16 protein-coding genes are annotated in these 22,397 nt (G+C 47.1%); 13 read left to right on the forward strand and 3 right to left on the reverse strand.

The genetic code is table 11. From position 1 onward, the window contains the following. The first annotated feature begins 209 nt into the window (after positions 1–209). The 4 genes from ACO08K_RS18770 (at position 210) to ACO08K_RS18785 (ending at position 4,055) form a co-directional block, all read left to right on the forward strand. Positions 210–683, forward strand: coding sequence for a hypothetical protein (locus ACO08K_RS18770; protein ID WP_421797949.1), 474 nt, complete (start codon positions 210–212; stop codon positions 681–683). Between the two features lie 106 nt (positions 684–789). Next, positions 790–1,668, forward strand: a complete 879-nt coding sequence (locus tag ACO08K_RS18775) for a hypothetical protein (protein WP_421797950.1) — start codon at positions 790–792, stop codon at positions 1,666–1,668. A gap of 77 nt (positions 1,669–1,745) precedes the next feature. Next, positions 1,746–3,149 carry a dicarboxylate/amino acid:cation symporter gene (locus tag ACO08K_RS18780; RefSeq protein ID WP_421797951.1) on the forward strand — a complete coding sequence of 468 codons (1,404 nt, stop codon included), beginning with the start codon at positions 1,746–1,748 and terminating at the stop codon, positions 3,147–3,149. A gap of 135 nt (positions 3,150–3,284) precedes the next feature. After that, positions 3,285–4,055 (forward strand): LytR/AlgR family response regulator transcription factor, encoded by a 771-nt coding sequence (locus tag ACO08K_RS18785; RefSeq protein WP_421797952.1) that lies wholly within the window; start codon positions 3,285–3,287, stop codon positions 4,053–4,055. Positions 4,056–4,196: 141 nt separating this feature from the next. Here ACO08K_RS18785 and ACO08K_RS18790 read toward each other — a convergent pair whose 3' ends face one another. The 3 genes from ACO08K_RS18790 to ACO08K_RS18800 all read right to left on the reverse strand — a co-directional run bounded on the left by ACO08K_RS18790 (position 4,197) and on the right by ACO08K_RS18800 (position 10,445). Next, a complete protein-coding gene (locus ACO08K_RS18790) occupies positions 4,197–5,840 on the reverse strand; it encodes a hypothetical protein (RefSeq protein ID WP_421797953.1) in 1,644 nt (547 codons plus the stop codon). A gap of 18 nt (positions 5,841–5,858) precedes the next feature. Next, positions 5,859–9,029 (reverse strand): SusC/RagA family TonB-linked outer membrane protein, encoded by a 3,171-nt coding sequence (locus ACO08K_RS18795; protein ID WP_421797954.1) that lies wholly within the window; start codon positions 9,027–9,029, stop codon positions 5,859–5,861. A gap of 411 nt (positions 9,030–9,440) precedes the next feature. After that, positions 9,441–10,445 (reverse strand): sensor histidine kinase, encoded by a 1,005-nt coding sequence (locus ACO08K_RS18800; RefSeq protein WP_421797955.1) that lies wholly within the window; start codon positions 10,443–10,445, stop codon positions 9,441–9,443. Between the two features lie 166 nt (positions 10,446–10,611). Here ACO08K_RS18800 and ACO08K_RS18805 point away from each other — a divergent pair, with 166 nt between their 5' ends. The 9 genes from ACO08K_RS18805 to ACO08K_RS18845 all read left to right on the forward strand — a co-directional run bounded on the left by ACO08K_RS18805 (position 10,612) and on the right by ACO08K_RS18845 (position 22,248). Further along, entirely contained in the window at positions 10,612–12,591 is a 1,980-nt protein-coding gene (locus ACO08K_RS18805) for a proton-conducting transporter membrane subunit (protein ID WP_421797956.1), read from the forward strand. Positions 12,592–12,618: 27 nt separating this feature from the next. Continuing rightward, positions 12,619–13,530, forward strand: coding sequence for a respiratory chain complex I subunit 1 family protein (locus ACO08K_RS18810; RefSeq protein WP_421797957.1), 912 nt, complete (start codon positions 12,619–12,621; stop codon positions 13,528–13,530). A 27-nt stretch (positions 13,531–13,557) separates the two neighbouring features. Continuing rightward, a complete protein-coding gene (locus ACO08K_RS18815) occupies positions 13,558–14,187 on the forward strand; it encodes a hypothetical protein (protein ID WP_421797958.1) in 630 nt (209 codons plus the stop codon). Positions 14,188–14,388: 201 nt separating this feature from the next. Beyond that, the gene (locus ACO08K_RS18820; RefSeq protein ID WP_421797959.1) at positions 14,389–15,819 is read left to right on the forward strand and encodes a proton-conducting transporter membrane subunit; all 1,431 of its coding nucleotides are present in this window, start codon (positions 14,389–14,391) and stop codon (positions 15,817–15,819) included. A gap of 11 nt (positions 15,820–15,830) precedes the next feature. Then, positions 15,831–17,366, forward strand: coding sequence for an NADH dehydrogenase subunit (locus ACO08K_RS18825; protein ID WP_421797960.1), 1,536 nt, complete (start codon positions 15,831–15,833; stop codon positions 17,364–17,366). A gap of 11 nt (positions 17,367–17,377) precedes the next feature. After that, complete coding sequence (locus tag ACO08K_RS18830; protein WP_421797961.1) at positions 17,378–18,139, forward strand: NADH:ubiquinone oxidoreductase; 762 nt, start codon at positions 17,378–17,380, stop codon at positions 18,137–18,139. 158 nt (positions 18,140–18,297) lie between these two features. Then, positions 18,298–19,920 carry a SulP family inorganic anion transporter gene (locus ACO08K_RS18835; protein ID WP_421797962.1) on the forward strand — a complete coding sequence of 541 codons (1,623 nt, stop codon included), beginning with the start codon at positions 18,298–18,300 and terminating at the stop codon, positions 19,918–19,920. A 159-nt stretch (positions 19,921–20,079) separates the two neighbouring features. Further along, positions 20,080–21,432 carry a hypothetical protein gene (locus ACO08K_RS18840; RefSeq protein ID WP_421797963.1) on the forward strand — a complete coding sequence of 451 codons (1,353 nt, stop codon included), beginning with the start codon at positions 20,080–20,082 and terminating at the stop codon, positions 21,430–21,432. 234 nt (positions 21,433–21,666) lie between these two features. After that, positions 21,667–22,248, forward strand: a complete 582-nt coding sequence (locus ACO08K_RS18845) for an OmpH family outer membrane protein (RefSeq protein ID WP_421797964.1) — start codon at positions 21,667–21,669, stop codon at positions 22,246–22,248. Positions 22,249–22,397: the final 149 nt, after the last annotated feature.

Below are 22,397 nucleotides of genomic sequence, written 5' to 3' on the forward strand. Positions count from 1 at the left end.
AGTGCATTTCTACAGAGCAAAGACGTGCTGAAACGGCGATTGGTTACGCTTGACGGGTTTAATCTATCTGCCAAATTGAAGAAAATTCACCATTGGTTGAAGGCTTCTCTCCCCAGGTTGAATAAAGTTGGCAGGCCTTGTTCCGCCCTCTACTTTTGAATCATCAAACACAAACAAGTGTACATTTTTCACCTAAAAATTTCAAAACCATGTCAACAAAATTGATGATTCGCTTTTTCGCCTGCACCTTGGCCCTGATGACTTTTAGCTTTGTGAACAGCAATGCCCAATCAAGCACCATCCCGGAGCAAAATGCTCAGAATCGCCGTGAGACAGCCAAAAGTAATTCAACTGTCCGCAAAGAAACGGCTACTGCCGGACAAGCCAATCGGGAAGCGACGAAAGGAGCCAACAGCGAGGTCCGCAAGTCCACTTATGACGAAAACAAAGGCGAACGGGAAGCTGCTGCTGCCGACGGCCAGGTAAGCAAAGACGAAGCAAAACAATTGGTAGACCAGAATTCAAAAGAGCGCCTGGCGAATGCCAAAACCAACTCTGCCGCACGCCAGGAAACCGGCTCTACCAACAGTGCTGCCCGTAAAGGTGCTGCCCAGCAAAATTCGGATGCGCGGCGCAACACCGCGGTAGAGAATGCAGCCAACCGTCGGACTAAAGTGAATTAATTTCTTCCCATCCTGTTGTGGTGCATTGGGATGACAGACCTCTGATTTTTCCCAAAGCATATCCAAACAAGCATCCCTTTGCACCACAATTTAAATTCACCTGCTCATGAAACCCTTATTGACCAGTCTAATCCTGATTTTGTTGGGCCAGCTTTGTGCCCAAAACCCAGACATCAACCGTTTGCCCGATACCAGTTTTCAAACCCAACAAATCAAAACCGCCTCCTGGACCATCTCTACCACATTCAATAGCCGGGTGCTTTCCGCCGGGCGGGATTTTGGAAGTAGTCAGGTTGGCCTATTTCCAGGTGTTTTTTACAGCCATCCAACTGGACTGTACGTCGGATTGAGTGGCAGTATGTATGGAGATTCTGCATCGTTATCCTATACCCAGACCAATTTAAGTCTGGGCTTTGCGGGTTCCTTTACATCCAATTGGCGTTACGGTTTGTCTTTTGCCCACACCTTTTTTAACCCTGCTGAAGAAGGACTGCTAAGCAATGGCATTGGACTATCTACCGATTTGACTTTTGGTGCGTTTAATGTAGGTACCTCATTCACGGCCATGCTGGGGGAAGAAAATGGATATCGGCTCAATCTTTTTTCTTCTGGATATTGGCCTCTGGGGCAAAAGGGGGTCCTGGGGAATTGTGCCATTGGGCCGTCTCTATCAGGTTTGTTCGGCACCGAAAACATTCCCTTTTACACTTTGCCTCTAGCGCAATTTGAAAGGGCAACTGGAGTACGCTGGACCGAGCGCAAAAAAAAGCTACCGACCCCCACTCCAAGGCCCCGACAAGAAGGCAGCGCCAATGTTTTTGGCCTGATGAGCATCAATTTGGCAGTGCCATTTTATTACTACGCGGGGAATTGGACTTTTGGCCTGACCCCAAATTTGGTTGTTTCGGTGCCTTTGCCCGGTGAAACCTATGAAGAACAAAGCAGCAGTGCCTATTTTGGCTTATCCATATCCCGTCAGTTTTAAGATTTTTAGCCGCTGCCCTAGGTTTTTCCCCATTGTTGCTATCTTGTAAGCTGAAACCAAATTACAGACAGCACGAGATGGAACAAACAAACACCAAATCTTCCCCACAACTGACCTTGAAGGAGCAATTGCCGGTATGGATAGTTGTTGCAACAGCCTTATTTATCAACTTCCTGGCTTACAAGGTACAAGTTGTACCAGACCTGGTTGCTACTATTGCCCGTTGGGTTGGCTTGGCTGGCCTGGCTTATTTGGCTTACCGCAAAGGCAGCATTACAACCTGGATACTCTTTGCACTGGTTTTTGGTGCTGAAGTGGGTCATACCCTGCCGGGAGGTGCCGAATGGTACAATGTGATGAGCAAAGTGTTCATCAAATTGATCAAAACCATTGTCGCACCTTTGATTTTTGGCACTTTGCTAGTAGGTATTGCCGGGCATTCCGACATGAAATCGGTAGGTCGGATGGGGCTGAAAGCGATTATTTATTTTGAGATTGTGACCACCATTGCCCTGGTAATCGGGTTGGCGGCCATCAATATCACCAAAGCAGGCGAAAACCTGCCCCCCATGCCTACGTCCGAAACGCTCCCGGAAGTGCGCAAGCCCATGACTGGTCCCGAGATCGTTCTGCATACCTTTCCTGAAAACCTGATCAAATCTGTAGCCGAAGGAGAAATCCTACAAATTGTCGTCTTTTGTTTGATTTTCGCTTTTGCCATGACGCAGGCTAAGCCAGAGCATCGCCGCCCTTTCCTGACTTTTGCGGAGAGTTTGTCCGAAATCATGTTCAAATTCACCAACATCGTCATGTATTTTGCACCTTTTGGCGTTGGGGGCGCCATTGCCTACACCGTGGCCAAACTGGGGCTCGGGGTTTTTGCCAATTTAGGACTCCTGCTGCTTACCCTGTATGGTGCCTTGATCGTGTTTATTCTGGGGGTATTGTTACCTGCTGCCTTGATTTTCCGCATTCCGATTCGGCGCTTTTGGAAATACGCTTCTGAGCCAGTGACGATTGCTTTTGCTACAACCAGCTCCGAAGCGGCTTTGCCCAAAGCCCTGGAAAATATGGAAAAAATGGGGGTTTCCCGTCGGGTGGTTTCTTTTGTTTTGCCTACAGGATTGAGTTTTAACCTGGATGGTTCCACCTTATACTTGTCCCTTGCGGCAATTTTTGTGGCCCAAGCGGGTAAAATTGAAATGCCTATTGGCGCCCAAATCACGATGCTGCTCACCTTGATGCTGACCACAAAGGGCATCGCCGGGGTGTCGCGCGCATCTTTGGTGATTTTGACTGGAACAGCTGCTTCATTTGGTTTGCCAGATTGGCCCATTGCCGCCATCCTGGGTATTGATGCTCTGATGGACATGGGACGCACGGCCACCAATACCCTTGGTAATTGCCTGGCAACGGCCATTGTAGGCCAATGGGAGGGAGAGACCAATTTTGTGGATGAAGAGCCGGTTGCGCAAGTTTAGATAGTTGAGAAGGTTGAGGAAGGTTGAGGAAGGTTGAGGCTCCGCGAGCGACTTGAGCAAGTGCTATGTCTAAGCTGCTCGCGGAGCCTCAACCTTCCTCAACCTTCCTCAACTTCCCTAAACCATAATGTACCAATGAAAATCCTGATCGTAGAAGACGAGCCCAAGACCGCCCAGGACTTGAGCGAAACCCTCCAGGAAATCGATTCCTCCATTACCATTCTGGGCATCACCGATTCGATTGAAGGTACGCTCAATTTTTTGGCTTACCCACCGGCGCCAGATTTGATTTTTTTAGACATCCAACTCGCGGATGGCCTTAGTTTTGATATTTTTAAAGAGACAACCATACTCTGCCCGGTGGTGTTTTGCACCGCTTACGATGAATATGCCTTGCAAGCTTTTCAAACCAATGGAGTAGCCTACGTGCTCAAACCCTTTAGTACGGCAGATGTACGTTTGGCCCTGGATAAAGTAAAATCACTGGCGAGTTTTTATCGTTCGGAGGCCCCGGATTTGCGCGCCTTTGCCGAAGCGATGGATACCTTGCACAACAGTGGTGGGCTCAAAAGTAATTTTTTAGTATCCTTTAGAGGTAGCTTCATTCCCATCCCAACCAAGGAGATTGCCCTGTTTTACATTTTAGGAGAAGATGTCTGTTTACAAACTTTCAAGGGCAATACTTATTTGGTGCCGCACTCTTTGGAAGAAATTGAGCGTATGGTGGGACACCAGCAGTTTTACCGGGCCAATCGCCAGCACCTCATTAATTTTGAACTGATTGAATCCATTGAACAGGACTTTGCCCGCAAGTTGAAAATCAAACCCAAAGTCAAATGCCACGATCAAATCACAGTGAGCAAGGCGAAGGCAAGTGAGTTTTTGCAATGGATGAATGAAAGGTAAAAATGGGAATAAAAAGAGTGAAGCCCGCCCAAGAGAAGGCTTCACCTCGCAATACAGATAGTAAAAAAAAACGCTTATTAAAAACTTCCAACGAACGACCACAAGGTCAATTCATTGGAAGTTTTTTTATTTAATCCACCCTTATTTAGGATTTTTCACGGCGGCACTTCCTGCTCCGGCTGGATTGTACGCCAACTCATTGTCGGGTACATCCCAATAGTCGAGGTAGTTATAGTTGATGGTTGCCTTGGTGTTCAGGATATTGAACTTATCCAGTACAACACAATTGGTACGGCCACCACCTTTGCTGATGTCGTCGATAACGCCCCAACGACGGGCATCGTAGAATGCCAAGCCACGGAAAGGCAACACTACCCGCCGTTCTCTGCGCAGCTCCTCTTTGGCATCCGCCAAAGTCAAGTTGGTCCCTGCTACTGGGGCCAAACCAGCACCTTGCAAACTGCGAATAGCGTCAATGACTTTTAACCCTTCTTCAATTTTGCCAGTATTGATCAAGGCTTCTGCTTTGGTCAATTCGTTTTCCTCGTAGGTAGTAGCCAGGTACAGTTCATAAGCGCCTACGTCTCTGGAGCCATAAAAAATGACTCCGGGGAGCCCTTTGCCATTGCTGACCATGCCCCAACGGGTATTAAAAACGTTACCCCGGTCGCTGTTGCCAATCCAGGGCGCAGCAGGTCCGTTGTTGAAGTTGTTTTCCAAACGTTTGTCGCCTGCTTTAAAATCCTGGATAAAACGTTCGCTGATGCGGTAGGTTACGCCTACGTTGGTTGCACCAACTGCCAGTGTAGCAGGCACGTTGCCCGTTGCGGAGAAGAAGTCAGCATTGGAGTTGGAGCGCCCAGTGAACACAAAGTCGGAGGATTTGATGCCATTGTTGGTCAAATCAATGATGGCGTTCCATTGGGCAGGCGTCATATCTTTTGCAATTGTATTTACAAGTATATTGCGCGCTTTCAGGGAATTGATGTTGCGCTTCCACATGTCTGGAGTCAAAACGCCACCCTTTCCTACCTGAAAGAAATCGGGGATCAAGGCACCCAAAACTTTGCTGTAATCACCACCTGCGCTCAATCCATTCAGGGCAGCGGCAGCAGCATCCAGGTTTTTATTGGATTCCTTGATGATGTCTTCTTTGCTGTAGTACTTATCGTTGGTACCCGAAACCGCATCGTTGATGATGCCAGCGTAATAAATGGAGCCAATTCGGGCGTAGGCAAAACCTTTCCACCAATAGGCCCAAGCCTTTAATACACCTTTCTTTGCATTGGCGTCACCCGTAAAAGAAACGGTTTCGACCAAAGCTAAAACGTTGTTGCAGGCGGTATTCAGGCCATACATATAGGCCCACTCGTAATAAAGTGGGTTGTCGCTGGCGTTGGCGTTGATGTTGACCTGGCGCAACATCGCTGGCTGGGTACTGGGCGAGTTGGGGTTGATGATTTTGGTGCCATTGTCGGTGATGACATAGTTGGGGCAACCAATTTCATTGACCCGTTGGTTGGCCGCTTCACAGGCAACGATGTCACCCATGATGTCGTGGTAAGCTAGAGGGTCGCCAAAAAAGGTACCCTGGAAACCGCCATAGTTTACCGTGCGAAAGCCATTGACGTAAACTCCACCTTGGGCAAGAGCGATGATGCCCGCTTCAGAATTGGCACTTCCAGTAGTGGGTTGGTTGGGATTCAGGATGTCCAATTCCTTTTTGCAGGAAACGGAAAGCCCCAACAACACCAGCATGGAAATGAATATTTTGCTATTTTTCATTGCGTAGAAGATTTAAAGTTAGAATCCAAAATTGAGGGTTGCCTGGTATGACTTAAAGTTGGGTAGGGTGCTGTGATCAGTACCACGGTCCCAGGCAGAGTTGATCGAACCTGAAGAAATTTCGGGATCCATTCCCGTATACTTGGTAATCGTTACGAGGTTGCGACCAGACAAAACCAATTGTAATCTTTTCAAAACGGGCAATTTGCTCACTTTGGCAAAATCTACGGCTAGCGCTACGTTCCGCAGGCGGGCAAAAGAGGCATCTTCGTAGAAATAGTTTTTGGTACCATTGCGAGAAACTGCAGCGTAAACCCCACGGTAAAATGCGGTCCAGGCACCCGTTTGACCATCAATGGTGAAGGGTTGTGCATAATCACTGTGGATACCATCCCGATACATCCATTCTTTGGTTTGGTTGTACAGGTGATTGCCATTTACCCAGTCAATCTGGAAGGAAAAGGTCAACCAATCACTAAAGCTGATGTCGTTGATGAAAGACAAGTTGAATTTTGGATTTGGATCACCAAAGCTGTACTTGTCAGGAGTTACATAAGGGAATTTGGTCGCTTTGTTGATTACCCAACCATTGCTACCCACGGTGTACTGCCCTTGTTGGTCAGCAGGAATAAAAGGCGTGCCATCCGGTTTTTTCTCAGTGATGCTATGCAACATAAAATAACCGTACAACTGGCCAATTTTTTCGCCCCCTCTCAATACGTAGTTGGTGCTACCTGCATTGGAAATTACTACAATTTCCTGGTTGCCAACCACTGAGTTGATTTGTGAGGTTTGTTTGGTGAAGTTGAGCGTAAAATTCCAGTTGAGTTTTTTGCTGCGGAAAACATTGGTGTTCAAAGAAGCCTGCAAGCCGGAAGAACCTAAAGAGAATGCGTTGGTTTTAAGGGAGCCTGAACCAGCAGAAGGCGCTACGTTTACGTCCCAAATCGCGTTGTCAGTGGTCCGTTTCCAATAAGTAGCCGAAAGGCGCAAACTATTGAGCCAGTTGCTGCTTTCTCCACCTACATTGAAGGTGATGTCGGTACCAATTTCGGTTTCTTTGGATACTTCCACACTCAACTCAGGGTTGTTTTGAGCAGGGTTGAAGTAGAAACCGTTTGAAGCGCCCAAAGTCCGGGTACCCAGGGTAACGTAACGGTCAAATGGCCGAGGTTGAATACCCGCCTGACCATAAGCAGCACGTAATTTGAATTCAGGGATAATGTTGGTCAAATTGCTGTTTTGCCAAAAATCCATTGAAGACAAGCGCAAATAAGCGTCTCCACGTGGGAAAGTAAATGGCTTGGAGCCCTCTCCAAAAGCTGAAGAATAATCACTCCGCACCCCGGCAGAAATACCAGCGATGTCGTCAAATTCAATTTTTTGGTTGACCAGGAAACCATAAGTCACGAATGGTTCAACATAGTCGGTGAGCACCTTGAACGAGGTACCTTGTGAGCCCGTATATGGCGTATAGGAAGGCAATCCCGCTGAAGAAGCGTCGTACTCGGTGTATTTTTGTCTGCGGTGGTCAAAAGTGATTTGGGTAGAAGTGGTGATCGGGATTTTCATGCCAAAGTCTTTCTGAAAATCGGTGCGGACGTAAGCCGTTGCCAGGAAGTTCTGGAAAGAGTTGGTATAAAAATACTTGTCAATTCCCCCGGTATTGTCTGGAGTGATGTTACCCCCAACATAATACTGAGCCTCATTGGAGTTGGCGTTACCAGATTGGTTGGCGATGTTCCAAACGAGGTCTTCTTTGCGGTAGTTGATCCCGTACTTGGCATCCAATTCTACAAATTTGGCGAATTTGTAGTTCAGGTTGAAGTTCTGAATGATGTCCGTCTTGAGGTCTTTTTTGGTGCGGTATTGCTCGTAATAAAAGGGGTTTGCACCATTTACACCCACCGCATCGCCCAAATAAGCCGAGTAAGAACCATCGGGCAGTTTGGCACCATAATCGGCAAAAGCGCGGCTGTTGAAGACCGGATACACCAAACTTTGCTCCCCATTTACCGTATTCTCGGTGCGCACCAACTGGGTTGTATTGCGGAAACGCAATCCTTTGGCCAGCTCCACGCCCATGTTGAGGGTCAGGTTGCTGCGGTCGTTGTACCCGTTGTTGATGAAGTTGGAATATTGGCGGTTGTTGGAGCCAGATACACTGAAGTCAATCTTGTCGGCACCGCCTGAAATGGATACGCTGTTGTTGAAGGTATTGGCGGGGACAAAGAACTCGCTGAAGTGATCGTGGTATTTCAGGTTGGCATTGTAAGGCTTATTGGTCAGGTTGGTGGGATCGGTACTGTTCCACACCAGGTTGGCATTGTAGATGCCCGTAGCAGGGTCAATTGCCAACGGCACACCACTGCCACTTACTACGTTGTTGTTGGCATCTGTAGCATACCCGTGGAATTGGGATTTGGCCAGTCCGCCAATGTTGAGGTAGGTGTTGTTGGTGATGCCTGAAGAAAAGTCAATGCTCACTTTTCCACTTTTTCCTCTTTTAGTAAACAATTGGATTACGCCATTCGCGCCCTGGGCACCATAAATGGAGGCAGATGCGGCACCTTGTACAACTTCGATGCGATCGATCGAGTTCAAGTCCAGTGAGTTCAAATCCGAGGCGGCCATTTGTAAGCCGTCGACGAGAATCATCGGAGTGGTACCCCGGTTTACGGAGTTGATACCACGGAGCAGGATGTTTACAGCTGCCCCCGGGCTACCACTTACGGTGCTGATTTGTGCACCGGCGATTTTACCAATCAGCGCCTGGTCTACGGAGCCCGTAGGCACTGCGGGCAGGTCTTTGGCAGCGATGGTTTCTACGGAGATACCCAGTCTGGCTTTGCTGGTGGCCACCCCGGAGCCTGTAACGACCAATTCACTAAGGTTGGTGGCCGCTTCTTTCAAAATCACATCCAGTGTGCTGGCGTCACCAACGGTAAGTTCCTGGGTAGTAAAACCAGTGTAACTGACCACAATAACGTTTACAGAAGCAGGCAAAGCGAGGACATAGCTACCGTTTACATCGGAAACAGTCCCAACTGTGGTGCCTTTGGCTAGAATGCTGGCACCAATTAAGGGCTGGCCATTCTGATCGGACACTTTGCCACTGATGCTTTTTTGGGCCATAGCTCCCGCCATAGCAAATAGCGCCAGCGCAAGTGCTAGTAAGATTTTTTTCATACTAATTTCGTTTTTAAAAAAGCAATAGTTATACCACACCTGTATTTGGGCCTGCCAAAAACAGAGAATAGCCAAAGCAATGAAATACAGGGAGCTGACAAACAAGTCAGATCACTGTTGCAGAAAAAATGTTAATTGAGGTGAATTGAAAAGGCTTAATTGAGGTGAAAACAATAAAAAGCTTGATGCGAAATGGAAGTAGGTGAAATTAGAGCCTTGAGAGAATTTTAACAGTCCTGGTGTTTGAGAACAACGTTTAAAGTTGATAAGATGCTGCCAAGGTTTGGTAAACAAAAATGGTTTCATCCACAAACCTAAGCACCAAGGTAAAAATCAAAGTGTTTATTTGGGCAAAAAACTTCAAAAAAATCAGCATTTTAAAAATAGAACTACTTAAAGTATTCATTCTGATCAAACAATTGGCAATGCCACTTCGAAGTGCTTTTCCCCTTTATCGACTCTGATGTCGCGGCCACAGAGTAGTTTGTAGCGCTGTCGAATGTTCTCCAGACCAAGGCCCGTATTGTGTTCAACAGTGCGTTTGGGTTGAAGGTTATTGCGGACGATGATGTGGCCATCCTCATCATAAATTTCGACCAGAAGTGCTTTCCCTACCCCAATCATGTTGTGCTTTATTGCATTTTCAATGAGCAATTGGAAGGTATTGGGAGGGGTGTAACTCTCGTATACTTCTGGAGAAAGGGATACTTGCAATTTAAAATTGTCTTCAAAGCGGGCGTGAATTAAACTGGCGTAGGATCGGGCAATCGATAGGTCTTCACGCAAGGATACTTTTTCCTTTTGGTTGTTTTGCAACAAATAGCGGTACACATCCGCCAATTGCACGATGAAGTCCTGAGCATTGGGGTTATTGCCTTTTACCAGTGTTTTTAAGGTATTTAGTGCGTTGAATAAAAAATGCGGATTGACTTGTTGGCGCAACAGATCCATCTGCGCCTTTGCACTCATTTCCAATAGTTGCGCATTTTTTACCTGCACTTGCTGGGTCTGGTATACCGAGCGCACCGCATAAAAAAGAATTTGTAAAATGATGTTGATGAGGATGCCCCGGAAAATGAAAAAAACCAATGGTGCCTTTTCTTCCTTGATCGTTTCATGAACAATAATTTCGACGACTAAAACCAAAGAGACGCCTACAAAAAGGCTAATGGCACTTTGCACAAATAACCTGAGCGCCTCAGATTTGAAAGAGTTGCGGAATTGCTCTTCACGTCGATCCAAGGCAAAGTTGAATTGCCAGATCAAAATCGAATACGTGCAAAGCACCAAAAAGTCGATGGATGCTTGCAACACGTCCTTGTATTCTCCATCAACCGCTCGGTTCAACATGAAGAAAAAGGTAATGGCCAGGGTAGCCCAAATGGCAATTCTTCGAAAGTAGCGTTGAAAAACCAATTCTCGTTTTTTTCCCAAAAGTAATCAAAAATAGCTGATGCAGATCTTCTGCTTCGGTTCACTCGCTGCAAAACGGGCAGGACCTCCCCTCAAGCGGGCAAACTCGCCGCTGAAATGCCAGCCGCATTCAAGAAATTTGCCTTGCTGATTGAGTAAAAAACCAGGCATGACAAATCAATCCATTTTACTAGGTTCCATGTTGCTGTCGCCACTGCTGTTTTTGCTGCAGGGGCAACTGCGTTACTGGGCTGCTATGTTGCTGCATCTGGCGGTGATCGTAGCAAGTTCCAGCGTGGCCATAGCCGTATTTCAGGGGCAAACCTGGGCGATCAATACGGGTATTTATTTACTAGGTGAACCTATAAGATTGGAATTGGATGCATTGAGTGCCTTTTTTGTGATGGTCATCAACCTCACGATGTTGACGGGGGCCTGGTATTCTGGGGGCTACCTCAAGCCTTACGAATCAAGCAAGAGCGTCATTGAGTTGTCTTTTCACCGCTTTACTTATCTCTGGTTGCATCTGGCCATGATTGTTGTAGTCATGGTGCCACAAGGAACGCCATTTTTATTCGCCTGGGAACTCATGACTTTAACTGCCTTTATCCTGGTGGCTTTTGAATGGGAAAAACCCGAATCAGTACATGCTGCCTTGAATTACCTGGTACAAATGCACGTAGGTTTTGTCTTTATCCTGATTGGTTTGTTTTTGATCCAATACCAGGGCGGTGGCAGTTTTAGTTTTAGCGGATTGGCAAAGACACAAATGCCGGTGCAAGCTTTTTTGCTGCTTTTGATTGGGTTTGCTTTTAAGGCCGGGTTTATGCCTTTGCACACTTGGTTGCCACACGCTCACCCCGCTGCACCTTCGCATGTTTCGGGGGTAATGTCGGGCGTCATCATCAAAATGGGGATTTACGGCATTTTGCGCTGCGTGATCTATCTGCCCAAGGAGCATTGGATGACTATGGGGGCAACCATTCTGATTGTTTCGATCATCTCTGGAGTGATGGGTGTGATTTACGCCATCATGCAACACGATGTAAAAAAACTACTCGCTTACCATAGTATTGAAAACATAGGCATCATCGGCATTGGCATTGGGCTGGGCATGATGGGGTATGCCCTGGGGCATCCGGTATTGGCAACTTTGGCTTTTGCCGGAGGCATTTTACATATCCTGAACCATTCCTTGTTCAAGTCACTGCTGTTTTATTCCGCAGGTTCGGTGTATCAACAAACCCATACCCGCTACGTGGAAAAATTGGGTGGTTTGATCAAAAAAATGCCCTATACCGCATTTTTATTCTTGTTGGGAGCCCTGGCCATTTGTGGTTTGCCTCCTTTTAATGGCTTCATCTCCGAGTTTTTGATCTATTACGGGTCTTTTAACCACATTGGTGCAGGTGATATGAATGAGGCCTTGATCCTCCTGGCTTGTATTCTGAGTTTGGCCTTGATCGGTGGGTTGGCCATTTTTTGCTTCACCAAAGTATTCAGCATTGTATTTCTGGGTTCGAGCCGCAGCGCTTCGACAACAGGTGCCCAGGAGGTAAGCCTCAGCATGTTGTTGCCACAAGGGCTGATTGGTTTGGTCATCTTGGCGATTGGTTTGGTACCTGGTTTCTTTGTACACTACATCGAGCAGGTTGCCCACCTTTATCTTCCTGATGCCAGTTTGCCACATGCTTATTTGGATACGCTGCGCTACGTAGGTATTGCTTCGGGGATTTTCATCCTGTTGTTGGTCATTCTGGTTTTGTTGCGGAGTATCCAACAGCGGCGGGTAGAAGTGGCTTATGGCCCAACCTGGGGTTGTGGTTATACCGGAGCTGATCCAGCGCTACACCAATATACCGCTACATCCTATGCTGATAATTTCGTCCAATTGGCGGAGCCTATTTTGGGTGTAGAAACGCACTATTCCCCTTTTGCTGAAACGGAAATTTTCCCCCAAACCCACCATTTTGAGCGGCATCAGCACGATCCAATGGAGGCCAATTTGGTGGAAAAACCGGGCAATGCCCTCTTGTACTACCTGCAAAAATCTGCCGTATTTCAATCTGGCAAATTGCAACACTACCTCTGGTACGGATTGCTTTTTCTGATTGTGGTAGGCGCGATGTCTTACTTGAAGCTGCTGTAAACCTTTGATGACCCAAAAGAAAGAAAAATGTCAATTCTACTCTACTTGCTTTATACCTGCTGTGCCCTGTTGATACCAGGGGTGATTGCCATCACCAAGGCCAAGCTCAGTGGGCGCAAAGGGCCAGGATTGTGGCAGCCGATCTACGATATTTTACGCCTTTTGCGCAAAGGCAGCGTATACAGTACAACTACCAGTTATTTGTACCAATATGCTCCACTGGTGAATTTTGCGGCGGCTTTATTGGCTTTGGCTTTTATTCCACTGGGAGATGTTCCTGGCCTTATGCATTTTCAGGGCGACTTTGTCTTTTTTGCCTACCTACTGGGTTTAGGCAAGTTTTTGTTGATCCTGAATGCCATGGATACAGGCAGTGGTTTTGAAGGCATGGGGGCCAATCGTGAAGCGCTTTATTCCATGTTGGCTGAACCGGCATTTTTCATTGTCATGGGATCGATGGCCTTGCTGAGTGGGCACAATTCTTTTGTCGACATTTTTAGCCAATTTCAGGATACGACTCAATACGCTATTTTATTAGGCTTTCTGGGTGCTTACATCCTGGGACAAGTAGCCATGGTGGAGAATAGTCGCCTACCCGTGGACGACCCAAGGACACACCTTGAATTGACGATGGTGCACGAAGTGATGGTACTCGACAATAGTGGTTTTGATTTCGGGATCATCATGATCACCAATAGCCTCAAGTTTGGGATTTATGCCGGGCTACTGGCCAATTTGATGGTGCCAATATGGTTGCCGTTGGGTTTGCGCTTGGGTTTTGCCCTTGTGATTGCTGTACTGTTTGGGGTGATGGTGGGCTTGTTGGAGTCCTTTCGGGCACGCAACAAAATGGCGCGTAACCCCCAATTCATCCTTACGCTGTCGGCGGTTTCCTTGCTGTTCTTTTTTACGGTAATGATCATCGCCAACCGAATCTAATTACCAATCACCCAAAACAAAAAACCTATGCTTTTGCTACTGGCTTTTGGACTCACTTTGGTTTACATGGGGATTGCCGATCGGGTACGGCGGCACATCGACATGTTGATTTTGCAGGGTGTATTGTTGTTTGGGATGGCCATTGTGCAGTTGCACCATATTGATGTGCTCAATTTGGTTATCATCCTACTGGAAACCCTGGTAGTTAAAGCAGTGGTATTGCCACTTTTTTTGCTGCGGGTAAAAAAGAAAAACGAAATATCACGGGTCAGCACCCAGGCAGTATCGGGTTTCAGTAAAGGGTTATGGATGGCGGTCATTATCGCGTTTAGCTTTACCGCCGGGCACTTGTTGCATGAATCTTCGGATGCCATTCAGGCCAAGTACTTCTCGGTAGGTATAGCCGCCATTCTTACCGGTATCATGCTGATTGTAAAACACGACAAGGTATTGACTCACTTGATGGGTTACCTGGTGCTGGAAAATGGAATTTTCCTGCTTACCCTAGCCGTGGGCGGCGAGATGCCGTTCATCGTCAATGGTGCCATTTTGCTGGATATTGTACTGGCCGTGTTGGTGTTGGGGTTGATTATCAATCGTTTGAGTACCAGTTTTGGTGCTACAGCCTTGAGCCATCTTTCTGAATTAAAGGATTGATGCGCTATACGACTGATTGAGTGGAGGGAATTGCATTCTGTCGACTCAATCAAGAGCTTAATTGGGGTTTTTCGGGCGTTGGAGAGAAGCGCCCGAACTATGGGTTGGGGGAACTCGATTCCCCCACCTTTTTAAAAAAGAGTAAGCGTGTTTATTTTTAACGACAAGCATATTTAACCACAAGTCAAAAACGGCCATTTTATGATTGCACTGTATTTATTCATCGCTTTGTGCTGTAGTGCACTGGCTTTTGGGGTAAAGCAACGCTGGGCAAGCGTACTGGCTGTTTTGGCTTTTTTGAGCACTCAGTTGGGGCTCAATTATTATGCATGGGGGCATCTGAGTCAGACCGATTCTATCTATTTTAGCTTCGATGCATTGGGTTTTATTTTTACTTCGGTGCTGAGTATCATTAGTTTGCCCGTTTTTTACAACAGCTACCGTATGCTGGAGCACCAAACGGGGGAATGGGCAGACAAACGAAAGGCCAGTCTTTATACTGCCGCCCTGATTATACTCATTGCCGTATTGACTGCCGTTTATTTTGCCGATAACTATGGCATTCTGTGGGTGTTGATTGAAGTTTCAACCATAGCGCTGGCTGCACTGATCTATTTCTACCGGACCAAATTGGCTCTGGAGGCTACCTGGAAATACATTTTCCTGAGTTCGGTGGGGATTTCATTGGTGCTGATTAGCCTTTTGTTTTTAAATGTAGCCATGCACCGCGAATCGGGGGCAAGTTTGCACATCAGTGCAGTACTGGAAAATGCAAAGAACCTGGACCCTCTTTGGTTAAAAGTAGCTTTTGCCTTGATGGTAACCGGGTTGAGCACCAAGATGGGTGTTTTTCCTTTTCATACGGTCGGTATTGATGCCACCATGGTAGCACCACATCCGGTCAATGTACTCATGTCGACTGCCCTCAAAAATGCAGGCTTCGTCGCTGTATTTCGCTTGTATCAGGCAGTGATGCAAACCTCCATTGCTGAATGGGCCAGTCATGTGTTGTTGTTGGTTGGATTGATTTCAATTGCACTGGCAGCGACCCAAACCCAACGTACCCAAAACCTCAACCGGATGCTCGGTTACTCGGGTCTGGAGCACGTAGGTTTGGCCTTGGTAGGCCTTTCATTGGGGCAAGTCGGGTTTTATGCTGCCGTTTTCCACCTTGTTTTGCACTCTTTTGCCAAAGCTGGCCTTTTCCTACAGATGGGGCAAGTCAACCGGATTTACGATCACCACTTTCCTGAAAAAAATGCCGCCTATTTTCATAGCAACCCCATTGGGTCGCTGGTGGTTTTGCTAGGTTATATTGGTGTTATGGCGCTGCCGCCTTCTGGGTTGTTCAGTACCGAGTTGATGATTTTTTCGCAACTCGCTGCGCAAAAACAGTGGTGGGTACTGGTTTTAGTCCTCTTCTTAATGACCATTGTACTCTTAACCCTGGGGCGACAGGTGATGAACATGCTCTACGGGATCAAAGCCAAAATCAAAACAGATGTGGCAGTGGTCAAAGTAGACGCGCTGGAAATTATTGCCCAAATCACCGTACTGGGATTGATGATTTATATCGGATTCAATCCTCCGGTTTTTTTGGTTGACCTTTTGAATCAAGCTTGCGTACGCTAAACATCGGATCCATGGTACTGACAACTGACAAAAAAAGCATCAGCATACACAACACGGAAGCCGTTTCGATAGCGGAGATCCCGGTGTTGGCTTATTCCGACTTTAAAGCGCAGGTTTTAACCTGGTTGCATTTTGAAAAATGTCATTGTGTAGCCTACTTCGCCTATCCATTTGCAGGTGGATTAAAATTCATTGCCGCGATTGCCGATGATTCCAATGCGCAGATTTATTTGCTTTCGCATGAGCAAAAAGGCCAAAACATCGAATTGGACGCACTGAGTGCTACGGCGATGCCCATGCACATTTACGAAAGAGAAATTGCCGAAAATTACGGAGTAGTTTTTAACAACCATCCCTGGCCCAAACCGGTGCGCTTTGCGTTTAACCGCTTCAACCAGGAGATGCAAGTCAATGACTACCCCTTTTATAAAATTGAGAGTGATCAATTGCATGAAGTGGGGGTTGGGCCCATTCACGCTGGTGTTATCGAACCGGGACACTTCCGGTTTTTGTGCAATGGTGAGACGGTTTTGCACCTCGAAATTCAGTTGGGCTGGCAGCACCGTGGCATAGAACAATTGTACTTGGATAAAAAAACAATGTTACAGCGTGCTATTCTTTCGGAAAACATCGCCGGGGATACGGCAGTAGGACACGCTACTGCCTATGCCTTGGTAAGTGAAAGTTTGACTGGCGCTCATACTCAAAATACGATGCTCGATATCGAGCGAACCATTGCCCTGGAATGGGAACGTATTGCAATGTGCATTTTTGATTTGTCGAACCTCAATATCGGGATTGCTTATCAATTGGCCAATTCAGTGTTTGGCGCACTGCGTACACCAGTCATCAACTTCTTCCAATCCTGGTGTGGCAACCGTTTTGGCAAAAGCCTGATCCGTCCTGGGGGAGCCCATTATCCACTGACGGATGAATTGGTGGCAAAATTGGTAGCCATCATGGACGATTTTGAGACCCGTTTTGATGCGATGGCCGAAAAAACTTTCCATTTGCCTTCTGTACTGAACCGTTTTGACGGCATTGGCAAAGTGACCAAAAAACAAATGACCCTGATCGGCGCGGTAGGCCAGGCGGCAAAAGCAGCAGGGCTCATTCGAGATACTCGTTATACCCACCCGGTAATGGCTTACGAAATCCTCAAAATACTCCCCGAAATGCAAAACGGCGGGGATGTATTGGCCCGTTTCATCATGCGCAGGCTGGAAATCAAACAATCCATCACGATGATTCGCCACTTGTTGGACATGCGGCAATACGTAGATCAGGAGTCTGGTGCGCCATTGAAGCAAAGTGAAGCCAGCATGAAACCCAATACTTTCAGCTTGGCCCTGGTGGAAGGCTGGAGAGGTGAGATTTGCCACTGCGCAATTACTGATGAGCATGGGGATTTGCAACATTACAAGGTCAAAGATCCTTCCTTCCACAATTGGTTGGCCCTGGCACTGAGCTTGCGGAATCTGGAAATTTCCGATTTCCCCATCAACAACAAGAGTTATAATTTATCCTACTGTGGATTTGATTTGTAAAACAGGAAAACATGATCATCGAAGAAATCAACATCCTGCGCCAACATGGCTGGCAATACATCCCGGATCCACTAAAGGCCGAAGTACCGGCGCCTTTTAGAGGCCGCCCGGAGATACAAGTGGGCATGAGCCAGGACACGCAGCAAGCCCTGGCTGATTTGTGCCCCGTGGAAGCGATAGGGATGAATCCCCTTTCGATTGATTTGGGTAAATGTTACTTCTGCGGCGAATGTGCGCTGGCTTATCCACAAGCGATTCGTTTTACCAATGATCATCGCCTGGCCAGCAATGTCCGTCAGCGACTCATTGTAGCAGAAGGAGATACCCGTGGAATAGAACTGGATCCTGACAAAATCAGAAAAGAGATTACCGCTATGTTCGGCCGTTCCCTCAAGTTGCGCCAGATTTCTGCCGCAGGAGAGAACAGCCACGAAGCAGAACTGAACGCCTGTGGCAACGTCAACTTTGACATGGGCCGTTATGGCATCGAATTTGTGGCTTCGCCACGCCATGCTGATGGCATCGTTATCACGGGGCCAATTTCGCAAAACATGGCTGAAGCTACCGAGATATGCTACGAAGCAGTACCCGATCCCAAAATTGTCGTACTGGTTGGCTCCGACGCCATCAGTGGTGGCATCTTTGCGGGAAGTGGTGCATTGAATCGCAGCTTTTTGAACAAGGTATCGATCGATCTTTACGTACCAGGGAATCCCCCACATCCCTTAACCTTCATCAATGGCATTTTGGCCTTGAGCCGGAGCAGGTCATAACCTGTTCCTCAACATAATGAAACCCAGCATCTGGAGTTGACCTTTTGCTGACCCGCCCAATTAAGAACAGACCGGAACACCATTCCACTGCACAGGAATCTCTCCCTGTTGCGGCTAGGAGACTGTTTTTTCAAAAAGGACTCAAACAATTATTCACCATGGAACAACAAACCATTATTCGCCCTAAAACTGGCTGGGCTGGATTCAAAGAAAACTGGTCAAAAGACCTGTTGTCGGGATTTTTGGTGTCCCTGATTGCGTTACCACTCAGTTTAGGTATCGCCGGAGCAAGTAACTTCCCTCCCATCATGGGTGTAATGACAGCCATAGTAGGCGGTATAGTTGTTGCTTTTTTTGCAGGTTCTGAATTGACCATTAAAGGCCCGGCCGCCGGGCTCATCGTTATTGTTGCTGGTGCCGTTGAAGAGCTTGGTAAAGGGGACAATGACCTGGGCTGGAAACTGGCCCTGGGTGTAGTGGTGGTAGCGGGAGCCATCCAGGTGCTGTTTGGCATCTTTAAGGTGGCTAAACTAGCCGACTTTTTCCCGCTTTCGGCAGTTCACGGGATGTTGGCCGCCATTGGCATCATCATCATGTCCAAACAAATTCACCTGGCGGTAGGTATTTCGCCTGCTGAATTGAAGGGTAAGGAACCGCTGGAACTCTTGACCATGGTACCACATAGTTTGTACCACATGGAGTACCACGTTGCCATTATCGGCTTCGTCAGTTTGGTGATCCTGTTTGGTTGGCAGTTCATCAAAGTGAAAGCTTTGAAAAAATTCCCACCAGCACTATTGGTTCTGATTGTAGGGGTGTTGATGGGTTTGTATTTCCATTTATCGGACCCCAACTATGCCAACATCAAACCATTGGTAAGTCCTGGCGACTTTAAATTGGCTTTTAACGCAAGTTTTGCCGGATTGAGTAGTGATTTGTTGCCGATTTTTCTGAAATACGTCCTGATGTTTACTCTGGTAGGTAGCCTTGAGTCTTTGTTGACGGGTAAAGCAATCGACCTGCTCGATCCTTACCAGCGCAAAGCCAACCTAAGTAAAGACCTTACCGCAGTAGGGATAGGCAACATGGTAGCTGGCTTTTTGGGTGGTCTGCCGATGATTTCAGAAGTTGCCCGTAGTTCTGCCAATATTGGCAACGGCGGTCGTACCCGTTGGGCCAATTTATTCCAAGGGGTGTCGCTGCTGGTATTTGTAGTGGTATTGACCCCACTAATCAAAATGGTCCCCGTGGCCTCATTGGCTGCGATGCTCATCTTTGTAGGTTTCCGTTTAGCAGCACCAAAAGAGTTCATCCACGTCTACCACATCGGTAAGGAACAGTTGCTCATTTTTATTGTAACCGTTATTGCCACCATATCCACGGATTTGTTGATTGGTGTAGGCACCGGAATCTTGCTTAAACTGATCATGCAATTGATCTCTGGTGTGCCGCTGAAATACGTTTTCCGTCAGCCCATCAAAATGTCCATTTCTGAAGAGGAATACCTCCTGGAAGTGAGCGGTGCGGCAACCTTCAGCAATTTGCTCAACATCAAAAAACATTTGGATAAGGTGCCTTCTGGCTCCAATGTGCGCATCAATTTGGAAAAATCTCGCTATGTAGACCACACCGTGCTGGAAAACCTGCACAACTACAAGCGTGAGCACGAGTTGGGGGGCGGTAATTTTCAAGTGACCGGTATTGAACGGCACAAACCGCTGTCTGATCACCCATTGGCTGCACGTCGTGGCAAAAACGACGACATGATTCAGCACACCTAGAACTTGTTTAAATTTTCACCTTGCTATTACCTGAAGGAAGTCCTTCAAACAGTTCCATACCATTCTTTCTTTTTGATTTTATTTGTAAAATTGTCTTTTCATACTAGCCAGGGGGCGAGTAAGGATACTCGCCCCCCCTTTAATCTAATCAATCATCCGATGAGAAACTTCCTTGCCTTGGTAGCATTCAGCCTACTGAGTACCTTGCTTTTTGCACAAAGCAACCCTGAAAAGGATGCACTGAAAATCAACATCAATGAAAGTGGTAGCCACTTTTTTCAGGCTACCTTTTTGAACCAGACTTGGCTGCGCTACAACCAAAGCAATCCGGGAACATTGGTACAGGGGCAGGCTCAGGACCAAACTTTCGATATCGGCTTGCGCCGCACGCGGATCCAGCTCTTTGGCCAAATTACCGACAAAGCTTTTATCTATTTCCAGTTCGGGCAAAACAACTTCAACAGCCAGTTCAATACCGGCGCTAACCGTAAGTTGGCGGCTTTTTTCCACGATGCCTTGTGCGAATTTAAAGTGGGTCAAGGCAATGCCTTGAAGTTGGGTGGAGGTTTGACCATTGCCAATGGCCTTTCCCGCTTTTCACAGCCCAGCATTGGTACCATCATGACACTGGATGTGCCCGTAGGCCTGCAAACCACTGTGGATCAAACCGATGAATTCAGCCGCAAATTGAGTTTGTATGCGCGAGGCCAGGTTGGTAAACTGGACTATCGCCTGGTACTGAGCGATCCCTTTCCCATCAATTCGAATGGACAAGCTCTGCCTGCCTTGTCGTCTTCAGTGGCCAATTTTTCCCAATTTGGTCGCCACAAACAAGCCCAAGGTTACCTCATTTGGCAGTTTTTCGACCATGAAGGCCACAACACACCTTATATGACGGGTACTTATTTGGGTAAAAAGAAAGTATTCAACATTGCAGTTGGGGGCATTTTCCAGAAAGACGCCATGTGGCTGCGCAGCAGTGCCAATGATACTACTTACCAGGACATGAAACATTTTGCCGTAGAAAGTTACCTGGATATGCCTTTGAACAAGGAAAAAGGCACGGCTATTTCTGCTTATATCGGGTACATCAACACCAATTTTGGTACCAATTACCTGCGCTACAACGGCATTATGAACCCGGCGAATGGGACCAGTTTGACTGCCCAAAACAGCATCACCGGACAAGGCCCGACCTTTGGCAATTCCTTTCCAATGTTTGGAACCGGGTCGACCGTTTATGCTCAATTTGGCTACCTGCTCTCCAACAAGATACTCAAGGGTCACGGGCAGTTGATGCCTTATGTGGCTTCTACATTAGCAAGTTACGATCGCCTGGGCAACTTGAATACCAACACCTTCAATGCTGGGATCAATTGGTTTTTGAGCGGACACAAGGCTAAACTATCGCTGGATTTACAAAACAGGCCTACCTATACGGTTGAACAAAATACCATTTCAGCTGGGGATCGGAAAAATACACTTACGCTCCAGTACCAAATTTTCATCTAGCTTAGGTATTTTTGATCTGATTGTGATATGCCCTTGAAGCTGGCCTTCAAGGGCATATTGCATTTTTGGCACTATTGACAAGTTTCATTTTTTAAATTGACAATCGTCATCTCTCCCCACCCTGAGCTGCACGATCTTGCCTCTGATTTCACGCAAAACCTTTACTTTCTTGGTTTTTTTCCAAAAATAATGGCAGTTTTGCCTTTGCTTATTCAAAATTCAAAACAGCCATTAATGAAAAACATCACATCAGTACTGACCTGGATATTGTTGGTAGCCGTTGGCTACCTGTTTTTTGCACATTTCAGCAACCCTGCATCAGGTTCAAAGGAAAAAGCCGAAATAACGGTAAAAGAGGATACGCCCAAAATCGTATACGTCAATGGCGACAGCCTGCTGAATAAATACGCGGTTTTTCAGGCTGATTTAAAAGCACTGGAAACCCGTAGCAAAGGCATGGAAAGTACCCTGGCCAGCCGAGGTCGTTCCCTCCAACAAGAGTTGATCGCTGCTGAACAGAAGGCTCAATCCGGTCAGTGGGCACCAGCACAAATCCAGAAGGAGCAACAGCGCCTCATGCAAAAGCAACAAAGTTTGGTTGCCCAGCAAGAAAGCATGTCGAAACAACTGCTGGACGAGCGCCAAAAATTGCAGGAAAATCTGGAAAAGCGGGTAAAAGAACTGCTCACCGCCATCCGCAAGGAAAAAGGGTATGATTTTATTCTGAATTACGGTCCAGGTACCGGGGTGTTGATGGTCAATGATAGCCTCGACATTACCAAAGTGGTACTGGAAAAATTGAACGCCAAACAGTAGGGACAACCCTACGTGGTTGCCCCTACTGTGGGCGACCACATAGGGTACGCCCCAACGTACGTGGTTGTCCCTATTGTGGGCGACCACGGAGGGTCGCCTCTACGAAGATTTTTTCCCTAACCAAATTCCTTCCTGGACCGTCAATCCAT

It is taken from the genome of Haliscomenobacter sp., assembly GCF_965225875.1.
Taxonomy (GTDB): domain Bacteria; phylum Bacteroidota; class Bacteroidia; order Chitinophagales; family Saprospiraceae; genus Haliscomenobacter.

Excerpts from the sequence above, each read along its gene's own strand:
- ACO08K_RS18770 (WP_421797949.1), top strand. The coding sequence starts at position 210 with ATGTCAACAAAATTGATGATTCGCTTTTTCGCCTGCACCTTGGCCCTG.
- ACO08K_RS18775 (WP_421797950.1), top strand. The coding sequence starts at position 790 with ATGAAACCCTTATTGACCAGTCTAATCCTGATTTTGTTGGGCCAGCTT.
- ACO08K_RS18780 (WP_421797951.1), top strand. The coding sequence starts at position 1,746 with ATGGAACAAACAAACACCAAATCTTCCCCACAACTGACCTTGAAGGAG.
- ACO08K_RS18785 (WP_421797952.1), top strand. The coding sequence starts at position 3,285 with ATGAAAATCCTGATCGTAGAAGACGAGCCCAAGACCGCCCAGGACTTG.
- ACO08K_RS18790 (WP_421797953.1), bottom strand. The coding sequence starts at position 5,840 with ATGAAAAATAGCAAAATATTCATTTCCATGCTGGTGTTGTTGGGGCTT.
- ACO08K_RS18795 (WP_421797954.1), bottom strand. The coding sequence starts at position 9,029 with ATGAAAAAAATCTTACTAGCACTTGCGCTGGCGCTATTTGCTATGGCG.
- ACO08K_RS18805 (WP_421797956.1), top strand. The coding sequence starts at position 10,612 with ATGACAAATCAATCCATTTTACTAGGTTCCATGTTGCTGTCGCCACTG.
- ACO08K_RS18810 (WP_421797957.1), top strand. The coding sequence starts at position 12,619 with ATGTCAATTCTACTCTACTTGCTTTATACCTGCTGTGCCCTGTTGATA.
- ACO08K_RS18815 (WP_421797958.1), top strand. The coding sequence starts at position 13,558 with ATGCTTTTGCTACTGGCTTTTGGACTCACTTTGGTTTACATGGGGATT.
- ACO08K_RS18820 (WP_421797959.1), top strand. The coding sequence starts at position 14,389 with ATGATTGCACTGTATTTATTCATCGCTTTGTGCTGTAGTGCACTGGCT.
- ACO08K_RS18825 (WP_421797960.1), top strand. The coding sequence starts at position 15,831 with ATGGTACTGACAACTGACAAAAAAAGCATCAGCATACACAACACGGAA.
- ACO08K_RS18830 (WP_421797961.1), top strand. The coding sequence starts at position 17,378 with ATGATCATCGAAGAAATCAACATCCTGCGCCAACATGGCTGGCAATAC.
- ACO08K_RS18835 (WP_421797962.1), top strand. The coding sequence starts at position 18,298 with ATGGAACAACAAACCATTATTCGCCCTAAAACTGGCTGGGCTGGATTC.
- ACO08K_RS18840 (WP_421797963.1), top strand. The coding sequence starts at position 20,080 with ATGAGAAACTTCCTTGCCTTGGTAGCATTCAGCCTACTGAGTACCTTG.
- ACO08K_RS18845 (WP_421797964.1), top strand. The coding sequence starts at position 21,667 with ATGAAAAACATCACATCAGTACTGACCTGGATATTGTTGGTAGCCGTT.